The 17,957-nt window shown below is 39.7% G+C and carries 16 protein-coding genes, 1 tRNA gene and 5 pseudogenes; 9 read left to right on the top strand and 13 right to left on the bottom strand.

Annotation, left to right across the window (positions count from 1 at the left end; translation table 11 throughout):
* Positions 1-177: 177 nt before the first annotated feature.
* From VL20_RS09350 to VL20_RS09335, 6 genes and pseudogenes are all read right to left on the bottom strand, one after another.
* Entirely contained in the window at positions 178-507 is a 330-nt protein-coding gene (locus VL20_RS09350) for an LPP leucine zipper domain-containing protein (RefSeq protein WP_052276325.1), read from the bottom strand.
* A 12-nt stretch (positions 508-519) separates the two neighbouring features.
* Positions 520-735: pseudogene (locus tag VL20_RS33700) on the bottom strand (hypothetical protein).
* 122 nt (positions 736-857) lie between these two features.
* Positions 858-4,733, bottom strand: a complete 3,876-nt coding sequence (locus tag VL20_RS09345; protein WP_284526163.1) for a CHAT domain-containing protein — start codon at positions 4,731-4,733, stop codon at positions 858-860.
* A gap of 89 nt (positions 4,734-4,822) precedes the next feature.
* Positions 4,823-4,942 (bottom strand): annotated as a pseudogene (locus VL20_RS33695) (YgiT-type zinc finger domain-containing protein); the annotation flags it as partial.
* A 74-nt stretch (positions 4,943-5,016) separates the two neighbouring features.
* On the bottom strand, positions 5,017-5,355 hold the full coding sequence (locus tag VL20_RS09340) for a XisI protein (protein ID WP_002743169.1): 339 nt from the start codon (positions 5,353-5,355) through the stop codon (positions 5,017-5,019).
* A gap of 161 nt (positions 5,356-5,516) precedes the next feature.
* The gene (locus VL20_RS09335) at positions 5,517-6,659 is read right to left on the bottom strand and encodes a tetratricopeptide repeat protein (protein ID WP_052276324.1); all 1,143 of its coding nucleotides are present in this window, start codon (positions 6,657-6,659) and stop codon (positions 5,517-5,519) included.
* 287 nt (positions 6,660-6,946) lie between these two features.
* On the opposite strand from VL20_RS09335, the gene VL20_RS09330 reads away from it, so the two are divergent.
* Both VL20_RS09330 and VL20_RS09325 read left to right on the top strand, forming a co-directional pair.
* A complete protein-coding gene (locus tag VL20_RS09330) occupies positions 6,947-7,186 on the top strand; it encodes a DUF433 domain-containing protein (protein ID WP_002736820.1) in 240 nt (79 codons plus the stop codon).
* Positions 7,186-7,554: pseudogene (locus VL20_RS09325) on the top strand (DUF5615 family PIN-like protein). Before VL20_RS09330 ends, VL20_RS09325 begins: the two are co-directional and overlap by 1 nt.
* A 138-nt stretch (positions 7,555-7,692) precedes the next feature.
* Here the strand turns inward: VL20_RS09325 and VL20_RS09320 are convergent.
* Complete coding sequence (locus VL20_RS09320) at positions 7,693-8,022, bottom strand: helix-turn-helix domain-containing protein (protein ID WP_052276323.1); 330 nt, start codon at positions 8,020-8,022, stop codon at positions 7,693-7,695.
* Positions 8,019-8,276, bottom strand: a complete 258-nt coding sequence (locus VL20_RS09315) for a type II toxin-antitoxin system RelE/ParE family toxin (RefSeq protein WP_284526067.1) — start codon at positions 8,274-8,276, stop codon at positions 8,019-8,021. Before VL20_RS09315 ends, VL20_RS09320 begins: the two co-directional genes overlap by 4 nt.
* 304 nt (positions 8,277-8,580) lie before the next feature.
* Here VL20_RS09315 and VL20_RS09310 point away from each other — a divergent pair, with 304 nt between their 5' ends.
* From VL20_RS09310 to VL20_RS09300, 3 genes are read left to right on the top strand one after another with little or no spacing between them, the layout of a single operon-like run.
* Complete coding sequence (locus VL20_RS09310) at positions 8,581-8,820, top strand: hypothetical protein (protein WP_052276321.1); 240 nt, start codon at positions 8,581-8,583, stop codon at positions 8,818-8,820.
* A 60-nt stretch (positions 8,821-8,880) separates the two neighbouring features.
* A complete protein-coding gene (locus VL20_RS09305) occupies positions 8,881-9,144 on the top strand; it encodes a hypothetical protein (RefSeq protein WP_002766985.1) in 264 nt (87 codons plus the stop codon).
* Positions 9,141-9,554, top strand: a complete 414-nt coding sequence (locus tag VL20_RS09300) for a type II toxin-antitoxin system VapC family toxin (RefSeq protein ID WP_052276320.1) — start codon at positions 9,141-9,143, stop codon at positions 9,552-9,554. The genes VL20_RS09305 and VL20_RS09300 overlap by 4 nt, the downstream gene beginning before the upstream one ends.
* A 15-nt stretch (positions 9,555-9,569) precedes the next feature.
* Here VL20_RS09300 and VL20_RS09295 read toward each other — a convergent pair whose 3' ends face one another.
* The gene (locus tag VL20_RS09295; protein ID WP_052276319.1) at positions 9,570-10,883 is read right to left on the bottom strand and encodes a tetratricopeptide repeat protein; all 1,314 of its coding nucleotides are present in this window, start codon (positions 10,881-10,883) and stop codon (positions 9,570-9,572) included.
* Between the two features lie 291 nt (positions 10,884-11,174).
* A tRNA-Arg gene (locus VL20_RS09290) sits at positions 11,175-11,248 on the bottom strand.
* 43 nt (positions 11,249-11,291) lie between these two features.
* Between VL20_RS09290 and moaC the strand changes: the two genes are divergently transcribed.
* The gene (gene moaC, locus VL20_RS09285) at positions 11,292-11,792 is read left to right on the top strand and encodes a cyclic pyranopterin monophosphate synthase MoaC (protein WP_052276318.1); all 501 of its coding nucleotides are present in this window, start codon (positions 11,292-11,294) and stop codon (positions 11,790-11,792) included.
* Between the two features lie 290 nt (positions 11,793-12,082).
* Here moaC and bchH read toward each other — a convergent pair.
* Positions 12,083-15,747, bottom strand: a pseudogene (gene bchH / locus VL20_RS09280) (magnesium chelatase subunit H).
* Between the two features lie 75 nt (positions 15,748-15,822).
* A pseudogene (locus tag VL20_RS09275) lies at positions 15,823-16,104 on the bottom strand (flavin reductase family protein); the annotation flags it as partial.
* A gap of 494 nt (positions 16,105-16,598) precedes the next feature.
* On the opposite strand from VL20_RS09275, the gene VL20_RS09270 reads away from it, so the two are divergent.
* The 3 genes from VL20_RS09270 (at position 16,599) to VL20_RS33690 (ending at position 17,525) form a co-directional block, all read left to right on the top strand.
* Complete coding sequence (locus VL20_RS09270; RefSeq protein ID WP_002754799.1) at positions 16,599-16,883, top strand: UPF0175 family protein; 285 nt, start codon at positions 16,599-16,601, stop codon at positions 16,881-16,883.
* Positions 16,870-17,268 (top strand): PIN domain-containing protein, encoded by a 399-nt coding sequence (locus VL20_RS09265; RefSeq protein ID WP_284526066.1) that lies wholly within the window; start codon positions 16,870-16,872, stop codon positions 17,266-17,268. The genes VL20_RS09270 and VL20_RS09265 overlap by 14 nt, the downstream gene beginning before the upstream one ends.
* A 131-nt stretch (positions 17,269-17,399) precedes the next feature.
* A complete protein-coding gene (locus tag VL20_RS33690) occupies positions 17,400-17,525 on the top strand; it encodes a DUF3368 domain-containing protein (RefSeq protein ID WP_369800451.1) in 126 nt (41 codons plus the stop codon).
* A gap of 12 nt (positions 17,526-17,537) precedes the next feature.
* On the opposite strand, the gene tnpA is transcribed toward VL20_RS33690, so the two are convergent.
* Positions 17,538-17,939: an IS200/IS605 family transposase gene (tnpA, locus tag VL20_RS09260; protein ID WP_052276317.1), complete on the bottom strand. Its 402-nt coding sequence runs from the start codon at positions 17,937-17,939 to the stop codon at positions 17,538-17,540.
* Positions 17,940-17,957 lie beyond the last annotated feature (18 nt).

Here is a 17,957-nt window from a genome sequence, read left to right as displayed (position 1 = left end):
AGTTGGTTGGCGCGGGCGACGGGATCAAAACGGAGGCTAGGAGGCTCTCTTGGATTTGGTGGGTAAAATGTATTCTAAGATACATTCTTCCTAGCGAGGGGGTGGAACGAACCACAAAGACACAAAGGACACAAAGATCGATCGATCATATTGTAAGTTAAACTTATCACACAGAACCTAGAAGAGCCAATTTGGGAAAAATAACTTAACTGATCCTGCCATTAGTGCAGTAACAATGGCAACAAAGATGGTTCGATTAGTAAATTCCAAGTTATCTAGTCGTTTATTCACGCCTGTTAATTCTCCTTTAATATTTGCTATGTCAACTCTTAAGTTATTCACTTCTTCAGATAGCTTGTCTATTTTGCTATTAAGTTGTTCAGATAATCTGTCTATTTTGCCATTAAGTTGTTCAGATGACTTGTCTATTTTGTCATTAACTTCTTTGAATTGTCCTACAATAAAGTCTTTTAATTCTTTGAGGTCGTTTTCTGTAAATGTTGCCATTGTGTGACTCTCCTAGTAATTGTTTGTGATACCAATAATCTTACCACTAAGTGGCTCTTCTGGTTTCTGTGTGGAAACGGGGTCTATACTGATAGTTTCTTCAGCAAAAGGCTCTTCTGGTTTCTGTGTGGAAACGGGGTCTATACTGATAGTTTCTTCAGCAAAATAGTCCTCAAAGTCTTTCTAGGTAAATATTTCACGATTCTATAAGCAAAAATTATCACACAAAGTCGAGAAGAGCCAGCAAAATAGTCCTCAAAGTCTTTCTAGGTAAATATTTCACGATTCTATAAGCAAAAATTATCACACAAAGTCGAGAAGAGCCACTAAGTTTAACTCCTAACCCTTAATCAGTCAAATTGCATCGAAGTTGCATCACCAGAAGGAATAAAACTTGCCCAATAAAAAGGATGTTTTTGCTTCTCACCCTTGAGCATTCCTAATTGAATTTGTCGTAAAGCTTCACTGCGTCCTTCTCCTTTTTGTAAGCGTCCATAATAGGCGACCATTAAATCTTTAGTCGCATCATCAGATACTTTCCAAAGGCTAATTAATTGGCTTTCACTACCTGCTATAACTAAAGCGCGGCGCAATCCATAAACTCCCTGACCGATTTTAATATCTCCTTTCCCCGTATCGCAAGCAGAAAGCACAACTAATTTGGTTCCGACTAAGTTTAAATTGGTAGTTTCTAAAGCAGTTAAAACACCATCATCTCCTGCACTTTGACCGATTGTAACTCCTGCTAAAACTAACCCAGAACGCAATAAAGGATTCTCAAGCACATTGCTTTCTGGTTTAAAAAAACCATGAGTAGCGATGTGGAGAATATTCGGTTTTTTAACTTGTTTGACGGCGTTTTCTGTGGCTTTAGAACCCGTTAAAACAGTGGCTTGAGGTAAGATATTTTCAATCGCTTTAGCTTCTTGTTCTGTACCCGGAAGACCGGGAAAAGTAAACTCAGACAGGTCTATGGAACGAGTGAGAGCGACTTTTTCCCCTGCTTTACCGTAGAAAGGATCAGCTACAATAAGCGGAGATTGTTGACTGGCAAATTTATCTTTAAGGCGCAGTAAATCCCGTCCAGAAGTGAGATAGGTAATATGATAATTTTCCACTAAGTATTGATTATTTTCATCTACTAAAGCTTCAAAGGGAATTAAATTAAGTGCAGCATCAGGAGAAAGCAGAATCGTTTTAGTATTGCCTAATAATTGACGGATAGGCTGCATCAATGTCTCATCAAGTTGACGCGCTGATTTTTGCAGTTGAGGGAGAGGAGTTTCTGCGTCTGCAAGATTGTCACGGAAGTAAATTAATTTGTCGTCAATCGGTTTAGCTTCTCCTAAATCCTTGGCTTTGATGTCACCATTGGGATAGAGAATATAAACAGCATAGCGAGGGATGCCAAAACTATCATTTTTAGGATTATAAGGTTGATAGCGGACTATTTCAACTAAAGCAGCATCAGCAGGAATTAGCTTTTGAATCCCTTCCAGGGTAATGGGTTGGGATAGGCTACGAAATTCGGCACTACGAACACCGATTTTACCCTCTATTTCTTTTGCTTTTTCGGTAACTTCGTCAAGTTGTTGACGGTAAATTTCTGGTGAGGGAAAATCATCAGGCTTTTTAAAAGTCAGGTTAGATAGTTGAGTCCGAACTTCAATCAGTTGAGTTAATAATTGTTGACTTTCGAGGTCATCAGTACGTTGTCGGAGAATTTGTAAGCTATTGGTTGAAACATCTAAAATTCGTCCTTTACGTTCTAAGATAGTTTTCAAGGCGAGACGGGTTACTTCTGGGTTATTCGGTGCAGCTTGAAGATTGAGGGAAATCACCGAATTAGTCGTCCCTAAAACCTTTGCCATATAATCTTGTTTTTGCTTGTCATCCCCCATTTTTAGATTTTCTGAGAGGTTGTATTCTTCTACTGCAAGTCCTTGGCTGAGATAATTAATGGCTTGAGGAATATCATCTTGAGACCAGTAAAGTCCTGCCAAATTGTTGAGACTGGTGGCGGTAGCGGGATGGTTGTCTCCTAATTGTTGTTTATGGATAGCTAATGCTTGTTTGAAGAGGGGGTCGGCTTCACTGTATCTTCCTTGAGACTTGTAAAGTGCAGCCAAATTGTTGAGACTGATGGCGGTATCGGGATGGTTGTCTCCTAATTGTTGTTTAATGATAGCTAAGGACCTGTGGTAGAGGGGTTCGGCTTCGCTGTATCTTCCTTGAGACTCGTAAAGTGATGCCAAATTATCGAGACTGGTGGCGGTTAGGGGATGGTTGTCTCCTAATTGTTGTTTCCTGATAGCTAAAGCTTGTTTGTAGAGGGGTTCGGCTTCGCTGTATCTTCCTTGAGACTGGTAAAATACAGCCAAATTGTTGAGACTGGTGCCAGTTAGGGGATGGTTGTCTCCTAATTGTTGTTTGAAGATAGCTAAAGCCTGTTTGTAGAGGAGTTCAGCTTCTTTGTACCTTCCCTGAGACTTGTAAAGTTCTGCCAAATTGTTGAGACTGGAAGCAGTGTCGGGATGGTTGTCTCCTAATTGTTGTTTCCTGATAGCTAAAGCCTGTTTGTAGAGGGGTTCTGCTTCGCTATATCTTCCTTGAGACTTGTAAAGTAATGCCAAATTGTTGAGACTGGAGGCGGTATCGGGATGGTTGTCTCCTAATTGTTGTTTCCTGATAGCTAAGGACCTGTTGTAGAGGGGTTCGGCTTCGTTATATCTTGCTTGAACTCCGTAAAGTCCTGCCAAATTGTTGAGACTGGTGGCGGTTAGGGGATGGTTGTCTCCTAATTGTTGTTTCCAGATGGCTAAAGCTTGTTGATAGAGGGGTTCGGCTTCGCTGTATCTTCCTTGAGACTGGTAAAGTTCTGCCAAATTGTTGAGACTTTGTGCAGTTAGGGGATGGTTGTCTCCTAATTGTTGTTTAATGATAGTCAAGGCTTCTTTGTAGAGAGGTTCGGCCTCGCTGTATCTTCCCTGAGAATAGTAAAGTAATGCCAAATTGTTGAGACTTTGTGCAGTTAGGGGATGGTTGTCTCCTAATTGTTGTTTAATGATAGTCAAGGCTTCTTTGTAGAGAGGTTCGGCTTCGCTATATCTTCCTTGAGACTTGTAAAGTAATGCCAAATTGTTGAGACTGGAAGCGGTGTCGGGATGGTTGTCTCCTAATTGTTGTTTCCTGATAGCTAAGGACCTGTTGTAGAGGGGTTCGGCTTCGTTATATCTTGCTTGAACTCCGTAAAGTCCTGCCAAATTGTTGAGACTGGTGGCGGTTAGGGGATGGTTGTCTCCTAATTGTTGTTTAATGATAGTCAAGGCTTCTTTGTAGAGAGGTTCGGCCTCGCTGTATCTTCCCTGAGAATAGTAAAGTAATGCCAAATTGTTGAGACTTTGTGCAGTTAGGGGATGGTTGTCTCCTAATTGTTGTTTAATGATAGTCAAGGCTTCTTTGTAGAGAGGTTCGGCCTCGCTGTATCTTCCCTGAGAATAGTAAAGTAATGCCAAATTGTTGAGACTGGTGGCGGTAGAGGGATGGTTGTCTCCTAATTGTTGTTTGCTGATAGTTAAGGCTTCTTTCAAGAGGGGTTCGGCTTCACTGTATCTTCCTTGAAGACGGTAAAGTTCTGCCAAATTGTTGAGACTGGTGGCAGTATCGGGATGGTTGCCTCCTAATTGTTGTTTCCTGATAGTTAAAGCCTGTTTGTAGAGGGGTTCGGCTTCACTGTATCTTCCTTGAAGACGGTAAAGTTCTGCCAAATTGTTGAGACTGGTGGCAGTATCGGGATGGTTGTCTCCTAATTGTTGTTTCCTGATAGCTAAAGCCTGTTTGTAGAGGGGTTCGGCTTCGCTGTATCTTCCTTGAGACTCGTAAAGTGCAGCCAAATTGTTGAGAATGGCGACGGTAAGGGGATGGTTGTCTCCTAATTGTTGTTTCCAGATAGCTAAAGCCTGTTTGTAGAGAGGTTCGGCTTCGCTATATCTTCCTTGAGAATAGTAAAGTAATGCCAAATTGTTGAGACTTTGTGCAGTTAGGGGATGGTTGTCTCCTAATTGTTGTTTGCTGATAGCTAAAGCTTGTTCTGCTAGGGGAATCGCCTCGTTGTATTTCCCCTGCTGATACAATTGAATAACTTGCTGAGTTAGCCTCTCAGCTTCGGCTAATTTATCTTGCGGTGAAACCTGAGAAATCACCTGTCCCACCGTTGGGTTTAACATGACTCCCGATAATCCCATCATCCCGGTAATGACGACAACCGCTATCCCTGATTTGATTGATACTTTCATTGGTTTTTTATCCCTAGAGTTTATTGATAGGCAAAAACATCAACTTGAATAGATTTGTCGGGTTGAGCCTTGTGCTGTAGTAAAGTTCTGATTTTTTCTGCCGTTTCACTACTAAAAACAACCTCACCACAGTTATAGCATTACTTTAAGGCAGAGCCTTAGATATTGTGTTCCAAGGCTTTGCCTTGGAACAAGGGGACAAGGAGAATTTGTTTTAAGTACCATAATTAGTATAAGGCCGTTTATAAGGTGGTTGCAGTCCCAAAACAATATCCTCCCTCTTAACACCCATTGAAATTAAATCCTCTGCTGGATTCAATTCCGTTAAATTTTGTTGTAGCCAAATCTTATTATCACGAATATCAAAATGAACAATCGAGCGGTAAACTCGTTTTAAACCTTCCCATCCTACATTCATCCACTGATAATGATCCCGTTCCACATCAAATATTAATTGTACTTCTACGTCTTCACTGGTAACATCTTCTGCTACATAGCGACTTAACAAATTTTGCACTGCTTGACGATATTTTATGAGTTTATCTTTATCCATTGTGTAATTACCTCCGTACAAAAGTAGTAGCCATTATCCATAATTTATAGTAATTTCAAATAAGTTGTAGGGGCGAAGCATTCGGATAAGAAATCTACGGTTTCAGCGATAGGTTATTGCCCGAATGCTTCGCCCCTACGGGAGTGCTATAACTTCCATCCTTACTCCCTCTTTAAAATTTCATTAATTGTTTTATCCAATTCCTGAACCTGCGAAGTATCTCCTAACTGATTATAAGTCCCCTTCGCCTTAGTTAACCACTGTATCGCCTCATCCTTATTTCCCAAGAGACGATAAGCTATTCCTAAACCCGCTTGTATCTCCGCTTGCACTGACAAATTCTGCGTATTTGTTGCCAGTTTTAACGCCTTATCATAAGGTTTTTTTGCCAACTGAGGCAACCCTATCTTAAGGTAAGTATCCCCTAACAGTTGATAAACCGTAGCAACCTGACTATTTTGCTTAACTAATCCTTCCAATACCTCAACCGCATCCCCATACAACCCATAACCTCGATAGAGATGCGCTAAAACTAACCCTGCTTCCTCTGGGGATAATTGCTGCTGTTGAACAGCTTTAACAGCATCTAAAACCGTTTTCTTCGTCTGTTCATCTAATACTGTAAACCCGACGTTTTCATCATCACGTCTAGAAGACGCACCATTATCAGCTTCTATGGTTACTCGATATCGCCTTCCTGCTTCCAGAGGAGGTTCACCAGGATAGACTATCTCAGTTTTATTTGTCTGCGTTTCCCAATTAACCCCATCTATTTTGATAGTATAATTAGTTGCACCCGGAACAGCATTCCACCGCAGGGGAGGACGATTGGTGAGAATATTCGTTTGACGAGGAGTAATTAGATAAGGTAATTTTGCTAAGACTTCTTCTGTTTGTCCTGCGGGACGGGGGGTAGGTCCTGCGGGACGGGGGTCAAAAGTATAGAGGGTATCATTACTACTGAGGGTATCATGATTACTATTGAGAAGTCGAATCACAGGATTTCCCCGAGGACAGCCATTAGAAACAATATACTTTCCCGGTTTAACCATCCACTGCTTGAGATTACTACAATAAACCTTAACGGAAGCGTTAGCTGCCACTTCTAACTTATCATCAAAACTGAGGGTAAGTCCGACAGAAGCGGGAAGAGATTTCTTCCATTGTGCTTTTTTAACGGTAACTTTCCCTTTTACATGAAAAATTGTGTTAACTCCAACAGTGTTGCTAAAAGTCGCCGCCGGAAATCCTACCGTAATTAATATCAGGGAAATGGGGGTAAAGAGTTTGAGAAATTTATTCATGACTAGAATCAATTGAGGTTTGGCTTTAATTAGGTTCGTTGTTGGACTTTAGTCCTCATCCGGTGCGATTTCAGAAAACGGGTTTTTAAAAAAACCCGTTTTCTCGTCTAACTTGTTATACTATACTACTACAACTTAAAACCTCACCATTCTCTAATCTTCCCTATGGGGTTGGAGACAAGCTTTGCACCCTCACTGAAGGAGTAATTTCCCACTTCCGCTCGCAACTATAGAATTAGCTATAATAAAATTACCACAGGTATCATCTTCATATTTCTGGAAACTATATGACCTTAAAACAATTAGACCGAATTACTTTTAACTCCAAAATTATGGCAGGTCAAGCCTGTATTCGAGGAATGCGTATTCCTGTTTCTTTAATTCTTAATCTACTTGCTAACGAAAAGCCGATAGAGGAAATATTAGAGGAATACCCTGACCTAGAAAGAGAAGATATTCACCAATGTTTATTATATGCTTCTTGGTTAGCCAGAGAACAAGTTCATCATTTTGAATTAATCGAGTAATGGAGATAGAGTTTCTAGCCGATATGGGGATTTCTCTGCGTACAGTCTCATGGTTAAGAGAACAAGGTTATGATGTCGTTCATCTTCGAGATGAAGGCTTACAAACTTTATCTGATCAGTAAATTCTTGCCAAAGCAAAAAGAGAAAAGCGGATAATTTTAACTGTCGATCTAGATTTTTCTCAACTTCTCGCTATTAGTGGTGATAATTTACCAAGTGTCATCCTATTCCGTTTAGGCAATGAAAACTACAATCTAATTAATCAGCGTTTAACTATAGTTTTACGAGATTGTACAAAAGCATTAAAGACGGGAGCAATTGTGTCAGTGACAGATCGTATTTTTAGGATTAGACTTTTATCAATTTAAGATTTTTGCTTTATAGCGTTCATGGAGTCTTCCCGTTAATTCCATCTTAAATATTGTGTTCCAAAAGCGAACACCTTTATTATTGAGTACAAATTATAACATTGGCAAATAATCTCCCTGTCCTCTGTGTCTCTGTGGTTAATTACACTTCGTTTCTGAATAGTCACCAATAATTATAGGTTCTTTGTTGGGAATTTTGACAATAATTTCGACAGTTCCACCTAATGCGTTAACTACTTCGCGCAGTGTATTTAGCTCTGGATTTTGCTCTTGTTTAAGTTTAGGTACTATTGATTGCTGTACTTCAAGATACTTTGCCAATTCTGATAAAGATAAACCTAGTTTTTCCTGCAAATACTTAAGCGTAAGTTCCTCCAGATAAATTTGGGAAGCTCTTGCTTTAATAATTGCTTGTCGTTCTCCACAAAGTTTATTAAATTCTTCCGAGAAGTTGGTATATTCTTTCATGACTTTTCTTCCTTAAGTTTTTCCAGATATTTTTGATAACGTTGATCTGCTATAGGAATATTTTCTTTGTACCATCTTTTGTTACCTGACTTGTTCCCCCCAACAAGTAAAATTGCTTGTCGATGAGGATCAAAGGCAAATAAAACACGCCAAGGTTCACCTTTATACTGAATACGAAGCTCTTTCATATTCTTAAAAGAAGCTCCTTCAATGGTATCAACTCGTGGTCTCCCCAGTGCTAGTCCAAGTTTCATCAATACAGTTAAAACAGCAAATACTTCATTTTGAAGTCCCTGTTCTTGTTGATAAAACCAGAACCTAAAATCTGGATCAAATATAATATTCTATTCCATAAATATAATATAGTCTGTACATAAAATAATGTCAAGCTTTCAGTTAAACATTCGGCTCTCTTGCCATCATCATTATAAATTATAACATCGGTGAATAATCTCTGTGTTCTTTGTGTCTCTGTGGTTAATTACCCTCGATAATCTCCGTACCTCGCTCCAACTCGAAAATGCTATGATAAAAACAAACTATCACTTCTTATCAAGTATGGACAAACAAAACCCTCAATCTAACGCAGAATCAGACAATTTAATGGAAGAACTCGATGCTAAATGGGATGCACTAGAAAATGACCCAGAATTTCGCAAAAAACCTTTTTGGCAAAGAATTGTTGAGATTGGTAACGTTGTTCCCCAATCAGAATGGCGAAAACACTTACCTACAGACTTTGCGCGCAACGCGGAACATTATATGTACGGCGCACCGAGAGAAGATGAGGAAGAATAACAAACACAGAACTAACGTCAATTCAAAGTTATAATATATGTAGTAAACCAATCCCACTAAATGATTATGAATCCCCCAAACAATCCCACTCGCACAGAAGAAATTCCGACAATAGAGGAACTTCCGACAATAGCTGAATTACAAGCAAAATTCGCTCAACTTCAAGCTGATCCCGAATTCCGCAAAAAACCTTTTTGGCAAAGAATTGCAGAAATTGGCGCACTTGTTCCCCAGTCAGAATGGCGAAAACACTTACCTACAGACTTTGCGCGTAATTTTGAACACTATATGTACGGCGCACCAAGAGAAGATGAGGAAGAATGAGAAAAATTTTCTTAGATACATCCTATTTGCAAGCACTCGCTGATTATAGAGACAATCTCCATGAACTTGCCACACTAATGACAGTAAGACTAGGAAAATTTACAGGAATTACTAGCGAAATGATTTTGACAGAATTACTTAACGCATTGTCAGGAAGAGGAGATTATCTACGCCAATCTGCTATTAACTTAACCAACGATTTGAAAAACGATTCTAGTATAGAAATCATTCCCCAAACCAGTGAACAATTTGAGCAGGCTTTTGATTTTTATCAAAGACGATTAGATAAAGGTTATAGCTTAACTGATTGTGCTTCCATGCAGATTATGAGACAACTGGAAATCTCTGAAATATTAACCTTTGATAAGCATTTTCAGCAAGAAGGATTTAGCGCATTACTCAGAGAATAGTCACTAAACTTTACTTCACTTTAATTTTTTCCTCGCTTCATATAACCATTGTTCTTCCTCTGTCTTAATTTCCCTCCCTTGAGCTAAATTAAGACATTTACGCCAATTTTCCTGAGATAATTTCTTGTCTTCTTTTTCTAAAAGTTGAGCATAAATACAAAAAGCAGCACCGGGATTGCGGATAAATTTCTGATAAGCTGGATTTTCAGCGATACCAATAGCAACTAAAAGATTAGGAACTGCATCTTCACTGCGATTTTGCTTAAATCTGGCCCAGCCTAGATTTTTATAAATACTATATTTTTGTACTGCTAAATTGCGTTTCTCCTCTTCAGTAAATTGGTCTAGTTTTTCATCTTTTTCTCCTAATAATCTCTTGGCTTTTTCCAGTAACTCTACTGCTTCTGCATTCTTATTATCGCGCAGATACCAATAAGCGAGATTATTATAAGCATCTATAAAACCACCTTTTGCCGCAATTAAATAGTGTTTCTTCCCATTAGTCAAATCCTGTAACTCTTCATAAAGTGTTGCTAACTTATAATGAGCATCTAGATTATCTGGATCTAACTCAATCGCTTTTAAATACTTCTCTTCGGCTGAAGCTAAATTAGGAAATTCTTGACTTGCTGGCGGAGGAGATTGTAAACGGTTGCCTTCTTGCTTATAAAGCTCAGAAAACCAAGAGAAATTTAGATAAATTCCCAAGAGAATAGCAAAGACTATTACTGTTACAGAAAACTGTATTTCTTCATACCAATGTTCAGCAATCCCAAGCAATTTCATTAACTTAACAAAACCCTTCTGGCGCGTCCGTGTGAGAGCATTTTCAGTTTGTAATAAAGAAATGAAAGTCGAAAAAATAACACCCCCTATTTCTAGCAAACCTGAACCACCACTAAGAAACCGAGTAGCAATCGTTCCGATTAATGTAAAATTAACCCCTAATAAAACCAGTTTAACGATTCTCAATAGCCAATCAAAGCGATTGCAAGGATGCAGAGATTCCCTACTTTCTAAATGCCACCACCAAGCCTGAGCAGAAATAGGTAAAGTCTCCCGATATTCAGCTAAGTCAAGAACTTGAGTAATTTTGTAGCTTTTCTGTTTTAATCTATTATCTTGTTCGATTAATTTTGACGACATATCAACCGAAATTTCCGCCTCAGCTTCCATTTGTTTATGAAGAGCATCTCTGGCGGCAATAATTTCTAAAGCCTGTGCTTTTTTCAGAGATTTATTATGAGAAGTATCTAAATAATTTAGAGCATTCTGGTAACGCTCTAAAGCAACTTGAAAGGGTGTCGGCACAGGTGCAGGAGAATTCATATTATACTAAATCCGTTGAGCATAGGTTACTTATAAGGACAGGCAAAAGGCAAGAGGCAAAAGGCAAAAGGGGGAATAAATAATCAGTTTTTAATAACCAGATTTAGTATTATACAATCCTAAAAGTTTAGTTTCTTTCACTGTTTGAGGGTAAAAAATACCTCGGCAAAACTGGCTGCTGATACTAAATCCTGTTTAAAAAGTATAGGAAAGTGGGAAGATGGGGCAAAAAACCAAAGAAATTAGGAACTATATGTCCCTAATTCCTGTAGTATATGCCATTGTATCTAACGGGCTTGGAGAGACTCGAACTCCCGACCTTGTGGTCCGTAGCCACACGCTCTAATCCACTAAGCTACAAGCCCTTGTTTTTCTCAACAGTAAACTACTATAGCACAGGTTCATTCAATGACGCAAGAGGGTAAAGAAAAATTATCTCATCTCGACGGCCAAGGCCAGGCCCAGATGGTGGATGTATCGGAGAAAATGCCCACTAAACGCACTGCTATCGCCCTAGGACAAGTGAGAATGCTAAAAACGACTTTTGAAGCCATAGAACAGGGAAATGCGCCTAAAGGTGACGTTTTAGGGACGGCCAGACTAGCAGGAATTATGGCGGCCAAACAAACTTCCTCCTTAATTCCCCTTTGCCATCCCTTACCCCTGCAAAAAATCAATGTTCAGATTATCCCGAAAGCAGAGTTACCCGGCTACGAAATTCGGGCAGAAGTGGTGACAAAATCGGAAACTGGGGTAGAAATGGAAGCTTTAACGGCGGTATCTGTGGCAGCCTTGACTTTATACGATATGGCCAAAGCGTTAGAAAAATCAATCCTGATTGAAAATATCCGTCTGCTGAGTAAAACAGGAGGGAAATCAGATTATCATCAGGATTCCCTGTTGCGATGAAAACCCGGGTGCATCTCACATTTGCAGAAATACCGACAATCAGCAATTATCAGTGACTCTTAAATTATTACAGATGGGTCAGCGGCTGCGTGTAAGCATCCCACCGAAAAACTAATGCGCGGGGGGTTTGGGGGCGGCGCCACGCCCCCAACGGGGGGTTTGGGGGGTAGAACCCCCAAAGGCTTGGATTGAGTGGTAAAATCGGAAGTAATGACCGATTTTAGCCGAGAGTGTCCCCGTAAAAATCCCAACTTGGTAGATTGACAAAAATGAGATGCAGCCTAAAAAACCTAAGTAACCCCTTCTAATTTTTCATCGGTCAATTGATATAATTCCTGTAATTTCTCTAATTTGTCGGGGTCTGCTTGCCAAAAACCGCGACCCTGTGCTTCTAACATTCTACCGACAATATTACGGAAAGCTTCGGGATTAGCTTGACGCAATTTTTCCGCCATTTCTGCATCAAAAGCGTAGGTATCGGCTGCCTGATCATACACCCAATCGTCACTAAAATTAGCCGTACCGCCCCAACCAATTAAAGCGGTCATTCTTTGGGAGATTTCGTAGGCCCCACCGGAACCTTGATTAACCATGGCATTGGCCCATTTAGGATTGAGTAATTTACTGCGGTATTCTAAGCGCAAAACCTCCTCTAATTTGCGGGGAGTTGTATCATTGGAAAAACTCTCGACAAAACTTGTCATTACCCGTTTACCGCTTTGTTTTTCTGCGGCTAATTTTAATCCTCCCGTGTTGCCGTAGTATTCCTGAATATCGGTTAAACCGTATTCTACCGAGTCAATTTCTTGGATAATACTTTCACTGGTTTTTAATAACTGTTGTAGCACTTCTGGCCGCGCTTGTCCCTTATCTTGACGACCATAACTAAAAACATTACGCTTTTCCCAAGTTTTCGCTAATTCGTTGTCATTGTCCCAATTTCCCTCCACTACTTGGTCATTAACTAAAGAGCCAAAATCCCCGGCAGGATTGGAAAATAAACGAGCGCTGGCATTGTCAATTCCTTGACTTTTTAAGGCTAAATAGTGCTTACGGATATAATTATCATTTTCCGATTCTTCTATCTCGGCTGCCCGCTGCATTAAATCATCCAATAACTCGATAATATTGATAAAAGTATCCCGAAAAATTCCCGATAAATTAGCCAGAATATCGATGCGCGGGTGTCCAATTTCCCCGAGAGGTTTTAATTCATACCTGACAATTCTTCCTGTCCCCTCTTTCACTGGTTCCGCACCGACTAATTCTAAGAGAATACCCAGGGATTCACCCTTAGTTTTAATCACATCCAATCCCCAGAGTAAAACCGCTACAGTTTCGGGATATTTTCCTTTTTCGGTTAAGTTTTGTTCTAGCAGTTTTTTGGCGATTTCTCGTCCGCGGGTGTAGGCTGCTGGGGAAGGCATCCGGTAGGGGTCTAAAGCGTGTATATTGCGTCCTGTGGGCAAAACTCCCGCACCATCTCGGAGTAAATCACCCCCCGGCGCCGGGGGTACATATTCCCCATTTAATCCCCGCAAAAGATTAGTTAATTCTTCGCTATTTTGTCCTAATAAATTTTTAATAGTAATGCCTTCTTTAAGCTTTTCATTGGTTGCTTCGTCAGCGATAATTTGCTGAAATTCTCGCTCAGATAAATCGGTAAAATAAGCATCAAGATAACCTTTTAATTCTTCCTGATTAGGAGCAGTTCCTAGGGTGTGTAAACCCGAAGAAAATAGTCTTTGTTCGACGATTTGTAGGTAATTATACACCTTGACAAAATAATCAGTTAGTGCATAGCGGCTAAATAATTTGGCATTTTCTAAAGTGAATTCTATTCCCTGTTTTTCTGCTTCCAGAAAAGGACAATCTTTAGAGATACCTGTATCAATAATCTTTTGGAGGATACTATCTCTTAAAGCGTAATTTTTCTCAGGATTTTCTCGAAACTCGGCAATTAAATCTCGTAAAATCATCAATTCTTTATATAATCCCGCTCGTCCGTAGGGAGGCACATTATGGGAAATTAACACCCCATAACCGCGACGTTTAGCTAGGATAGATTCCGAGGGATTATTAGCGGCATAAATATATAAATTCGGTAAATCTCCTAATAAAATATCTGACCAAGAATAACCAGTATTTCCTAGGGGTGAACCGGGCAGCCATTCGACGGTTCCGTGCATACCAAAATGAATGATCGCATCGGTCTTAAAATCTTTTTGTAACCACTGATAAAAGGCTGCATACTGAGGGTGAGGAGTTAAATCTTTTTCAAACATTAACCGCATCGGATCCCCAGCAATTCCTAAAGGTGGCTGCACTCCAATCCAGATATTACCTAACTCAATTCCCCCTAAATGATATTGGTCGCCAATAGTTTTTATTCCCGCATCTTTAAGGGATTTCCAGTGTTTTTCAATGCGAGAAGTTAATAGATAACCTAGCCAATTTTCTAAAGTTTCTATCGATAAACGATTTTGTTTAGAGAGATTTTCATCATCGGCAAATTTAACTTTTTGAATAATTTCTTCCCCGTCTTCGGGAATCGTTCCCACACTATAACCCTGCGCTTGTAAAGCTTGTAAAAACTTAACTAAACTCCGGGGAACATTTAATAAAGCTGCCGTACCAACTGCTCCATAACCCGGGGGAAATCCATAGAGAATGATGGCTATTTTGCGTTCTTGGGGAGGGGTTTTATGTAACTTAATCCAACTATTTAAACGTCCAGTTAAACGCTGTAATCTTTCGGGTATTAAATAGATAGTTTCCCCCACTAATCCCCCAGAGGAATCGTATCAATTGCTCCATCTAATTCCGGTAAAGCGTATAGAACCACACTCTGTAAACCACCGATTCCCTGTCTTGTCCAAGAATAAATATCTTGAATCAATAAAGGGGCAGCGATAAGATAAGGAATATTTTTAGCCGACAGAATTCGTTTAGCCACTTCTACCTGTCTTCCTGCTTCCATAGAACCCGCAGGACCCCCCACCAAAGGAAAGCCAATCGTCGAGACAATTGCATCTACTGTCACCGCATCTTCACTTAAAGAAGGAGTTTCAATGATTCCTTTTTTTCTTTGCTGAATTTCGTAGTCTGTGGTTAACCAATCCCGAACAATTGTATGACCTTCCACTCCGTTAATAAACACGGGTAGGGGAATTAAATTAGCCGTTTCAAAATGACGGATTAATTGATTAATATAGGGTAGTTTACTGATAACGTGCTTCCGATAAAGCAGCAGCGCCACCACTGGTTTATCAAGGGATTTATTTTTTTTATACCAGGTCAAATATTCTTGGGGAGTGAGAAAATAACCCTGATAATCTGGGTGTAATAGTCCCTTATTGGGAGTTTCGATAACTTCGGGTATTTCCCGTACTTTTAATCCTAGATATTTTTGGGCAATTACCCAACACATAGCGGCAACATTTTCGGTTCCTCCCGCATTCCAATAACCGTAAATAATTAACCAATTACGCAAATCTTGAACTTTTTTAGCGGGAATAAATTTCAGTAGTTTCGGACCAGTTTTGAGGAAACTGAGATAACCGGCTAACTTATCTTCTTCCTTGCCACTGGAAAATTTACTTAAGATAAATTGAATTGGTTTTGGCATTCCTTTTGGTTTATCCCCGATGGCAAATTCTCCCAAACGGGTTAAACTCATTAACTCTAAAGCAGACTCAAAAACTAAGCGAATCGGAATCTGTGCCGCTCGTTGCCGCAGCCAAGTAACTTGATCGTAATCGAAGATCAAACTAGCAAAAAAAACGTCGGCAGTGGCTAAAGCTTGCTCGACTATTTCCGGTTCGCTCGTCAAGGATTTATCGCTAAATACTTTTACCTCTAAATCGGGACATTTAGAACTAGCCAACAGGCCCGATTGCCGATATAAATTGGTGTTAAAGGTTTCAAAGCCAACAATTAAAACAATACTTTTCATAAGAATTTATTTTCTGATAAATCAGGGTGCGTTATTTTGCCTTAACACACCCCCTGAAATGATCATAACAACAAATTAATAATAACTGCCAGATTTGCGATGATGGATGGCGGTTAAACCTTGGTGTAAAACCTTACCTTTTTCTGCGATCGCATAAATCAACCAATGATCACCGCACTCCATTCGTTGTCCCACCCGACATTCCAGATAAGCGAGCGCTTCGGCCAAAATCGGCCCACCGTTCTCAGCTTTAGTGGTTTCGATATTAGCGAAACGATCTTCTCCGGGGGAAAAAGGTTTAAGAAAATGCTTCATTAAAGCTATATGTTGTCCTTCTTGCAGGATATTAAGGACAAAATGGATATAAAGTGGGTAGAGTCGATGGGAGGTATTATCAGCAATTCTCATTTTAAGGTTTCATGACATCAAAACCCTTGCATCTAGAGGGGTTAATAATTCTTAACGAATCTCTAGATCGCTGAAACAAGGCAAAATCGTTTCAAAATGAGAATTGCTGCCACTATCTCACCTGCATCGGTCTAACACCCCCTTAATAAGACTTATAGCAGAGAACGAGTTGGTTAGGACAACCTAAATCGCTAAAATTCAGTTCTGGCAAGGATTTTCCTTCTGCCTTCTGCCCGCTGCTATAATAGCGCACTGTGCGGTTTAATCACCTCAATCAGGAGTCAGGAGACGATGCCAAATCAGATTATACTTCATCTTTATGAGAAACGCTGTAAGCTGTAATAATTAAGAGACATCTTAAAAAAAGTCAGAAACCCTTCTGTTCCCTGTTCCGGAGTTCCCTTGTCTCTAAAGTTAACTTTATTTTTAACTAGGTACTTAGAATGAAAAATGAAATATTAAATCTAGAATTTTCTCCCGATGTTCTTGCCGCTTTAAAAATAGGAATTGATGAACTCGGTCAAGAAATTAAACTTCTGGCCGCTATTTATTATTTTCAAGAAAAGCGACTTTCTTTAGGAAAAGCGGCGGAATTAGCGAGAATTAATCGCCTAGAATTTATGGATATTTTGTCTAAAAAAGGGATTGTATTGTTTGATTATGACGAATCGGCGTTAGCGGTTGAATTAAAGGGAATAGAAAAACTGGAGCCTGATGATTGTAAGTAACGCTACTCCCCTCATCGCTTTTGCGCGAATTGGTCAACTCGGTCTTTTACAAGAAATAGTTAAAAGCATCGTTATTCCTAAGGCAGTAGCTCTTGAAATCAGCACTTACGATCAGGACAAAACTGGCTCGATCGATCTATTACGAGAACAGTGGATTTCTGTCCGAGAAATCGCCTCTCAACAGCAGGTTTCCTTACTATTACCGACTCTAGATCGAGGAGAATCAGAAGTCATCGTCCTTGCACTAGAACAAAAAGCCTCTTTAGTGCTTATCGATGAATTAGCTGCTCGTCAGGTGTGTAAATCTCTCAATATTCCAATTACAGGTTCGATCGGTATTTTAATTAGGGAGCATCTCACCTTTGCAATGAGCATAAATACTTAGTGGAAAAATAGGCTTTTCGAGGGTAATTCTTGTTTTAATTCTCCATGTACGCAGTCTTTAAAAGCCTCTATTTCGTTCCAAGACACGATTAAGAGTGGCTTTTAGGCTAAGTATAATTACTTATCGCGTAAGTGAGATGCTCCCTTTTAATTAAAGCAAAACAGTTGGGAAAGATCGCTGCAGTCAAACCTTACATAGAAACGATGCAACAACAAGGCATATACTACAGCCAGAAATTTATCGAAAATTTGGGTTAAAACCCCGTCGTTTTACGACGGCTTTTCCTGATTTTCAATGTAGCACTTAAGAACTTCCAGTGGCGCACCTCCTACAGAAGATACAAAATAACTGGGCGACCAAAGAGCGTCTTTCCCGTGCGGTTTAGGATAACCAGCTTGTCCATACCTACGACTAGAGACTCCCTTTAAAGAATTGACCATTACGGAAATAGATAGTTTTGGCGGGTATTCAATCAATGCGTGTATATGATTAGACTCCCCGTTAAATTCCAATATCTGAAAATTCATTTTTCCCGCAACTTCCCTAAAAGACTTTTCAACTAAAGTCAGACTTTTACCAGTAAAAACCTTACTTCTGTATTTTGTCACACAGACCAAGTGTATCTTTAAATCGGAAACAGAGTTTCTTTCTCTTCGCAACTGACTTGACATTATTAACAGACCTAGTTA

Source organism: Microcystis panniformis FACHB-1757 (assembly GCF_001264245.1).
Classification (GTDB): Bacteria; Cyanobacteriota; Cyanobacteriia; order Cyanobacteriales; family Microcystaceae; genus Microcystis; species Microcystis panniformis.
The sequence above is the reverse complement of the archived record's forward strand: the minus strand, read 5'-3'. Positions and strand labels throughout refer to the sequence as shown.

What these genes read in the sequence shown, in the direction of transcription:
- VL20_RS09345 (WP_284526163.1), bottom strand. Translation starts at nt 4,733, where the DNA reads ATGTTAAACCCAACGGTGGGACAGGTGATTTCTCAGGTTTCACCGCAA.
- VL20_RS09295 (WP_052276319.1), bottom strand. Translation starts at nt 10,883, where the DNA reads ATGAATTCTCCTGCACCTGTGCCGACACCCTTTCAAGTTGCTTTAGAG.
- VL20_RS09350 (WP_052276325.1), bottom strand. Translation starts at nt 507, where the DNA reads ATGGCAACATTTACAGAAAACGACCTCAAAGAATTAAAAGACTTTATT.
- VL20_RS09335 (WP_052276324.1), bottom strand. Translation starts at nt 6,659, where the DNA reads ATGAATAAATTTCTCAAACTCTTTACCCCCATTTCCCTGATATTAATT.
- moaC (WP_052276318.1), top strand. Translation starts at nt 11,292, where the DNA reads ATGACGCAAGAGGGTAAAGAAAAATTATCTCATCTCGACGGCCAAGGC.
- VL20_RS09305 (WP_002766985.1), top strand. Translation starts at nt 8,881, where the DNA reads ATGATTATGAATCCCCCAAACAATCCCACTCGCACAGAAGAAATTCCG.
- VL20_RS09340 (WP_002743169.1), bottom strand. Translation starts at nt 5,355, where the DNA reads ATGGATAAAGATAAACTCATAAAATATCGTCAAGCAGTGCAAAATTTG.
- VL20_RS09330 (WP_002736820.1), top strand. Translation starts at nt 6,947, where the DNA reads ATGACCTTAAAACAATTAGACCGAATTACTTTTAACTCCAAAATTATG.
- VL20_RS09300 (WP_052276320.1), top strand. Translation starts at nt 9,141, where the DNA reads ATGAGAAAAATTTTCTTAGATACATCCTATTTGCAAGCACTCGCTGAT.
- VL20_RS09265 (WP_284526066.1), top strand. Translation starts at nt 16,870, where the DNA reads ATGATTGTAAGTAACGCTACTCCCCTCATCGCTTTTGCGCGAATTGGT.
- tnpA (WP_052276317.1), bottom strand. Translation starts at nt 17,939, where the DNA reads ATGTCAAGTCAGTTGCGAAGAGAAAGAAACTCTGTTTCCGATTTAAAG.
- VL20_RS09320 (WP_052276323.1), bottom strand. Translation starts at nt 8,022, where the DNA reads ATGAAAGAATATACCAACTTCTCGGAAGAATTTAATAAACTTTGTGGA.
- VL20_RS09270 (WP_002754799.1), top strand. Translation starts at nt 16,599, where the DNA reads ATGAAAAATGAAATATTAAATCTAGAATTTTCTCCCGATGTTCTTGCC.
- VL20_RS09310 (WP_052276321.1), top strand. Translation starts at nt 8,581, where the DNA reads ATGGACAAACAAAACCCTCAATCTAACGCAGAATCAGACAATTTAATG.
- VL20_RS09315 (WP_284526067.1), bottom strand. Translation starts at nt 8,276, where the DNA reads ATGAAACTTGGACTAGCACTGGGGAGACCACGAGTTGATACCATTGAA.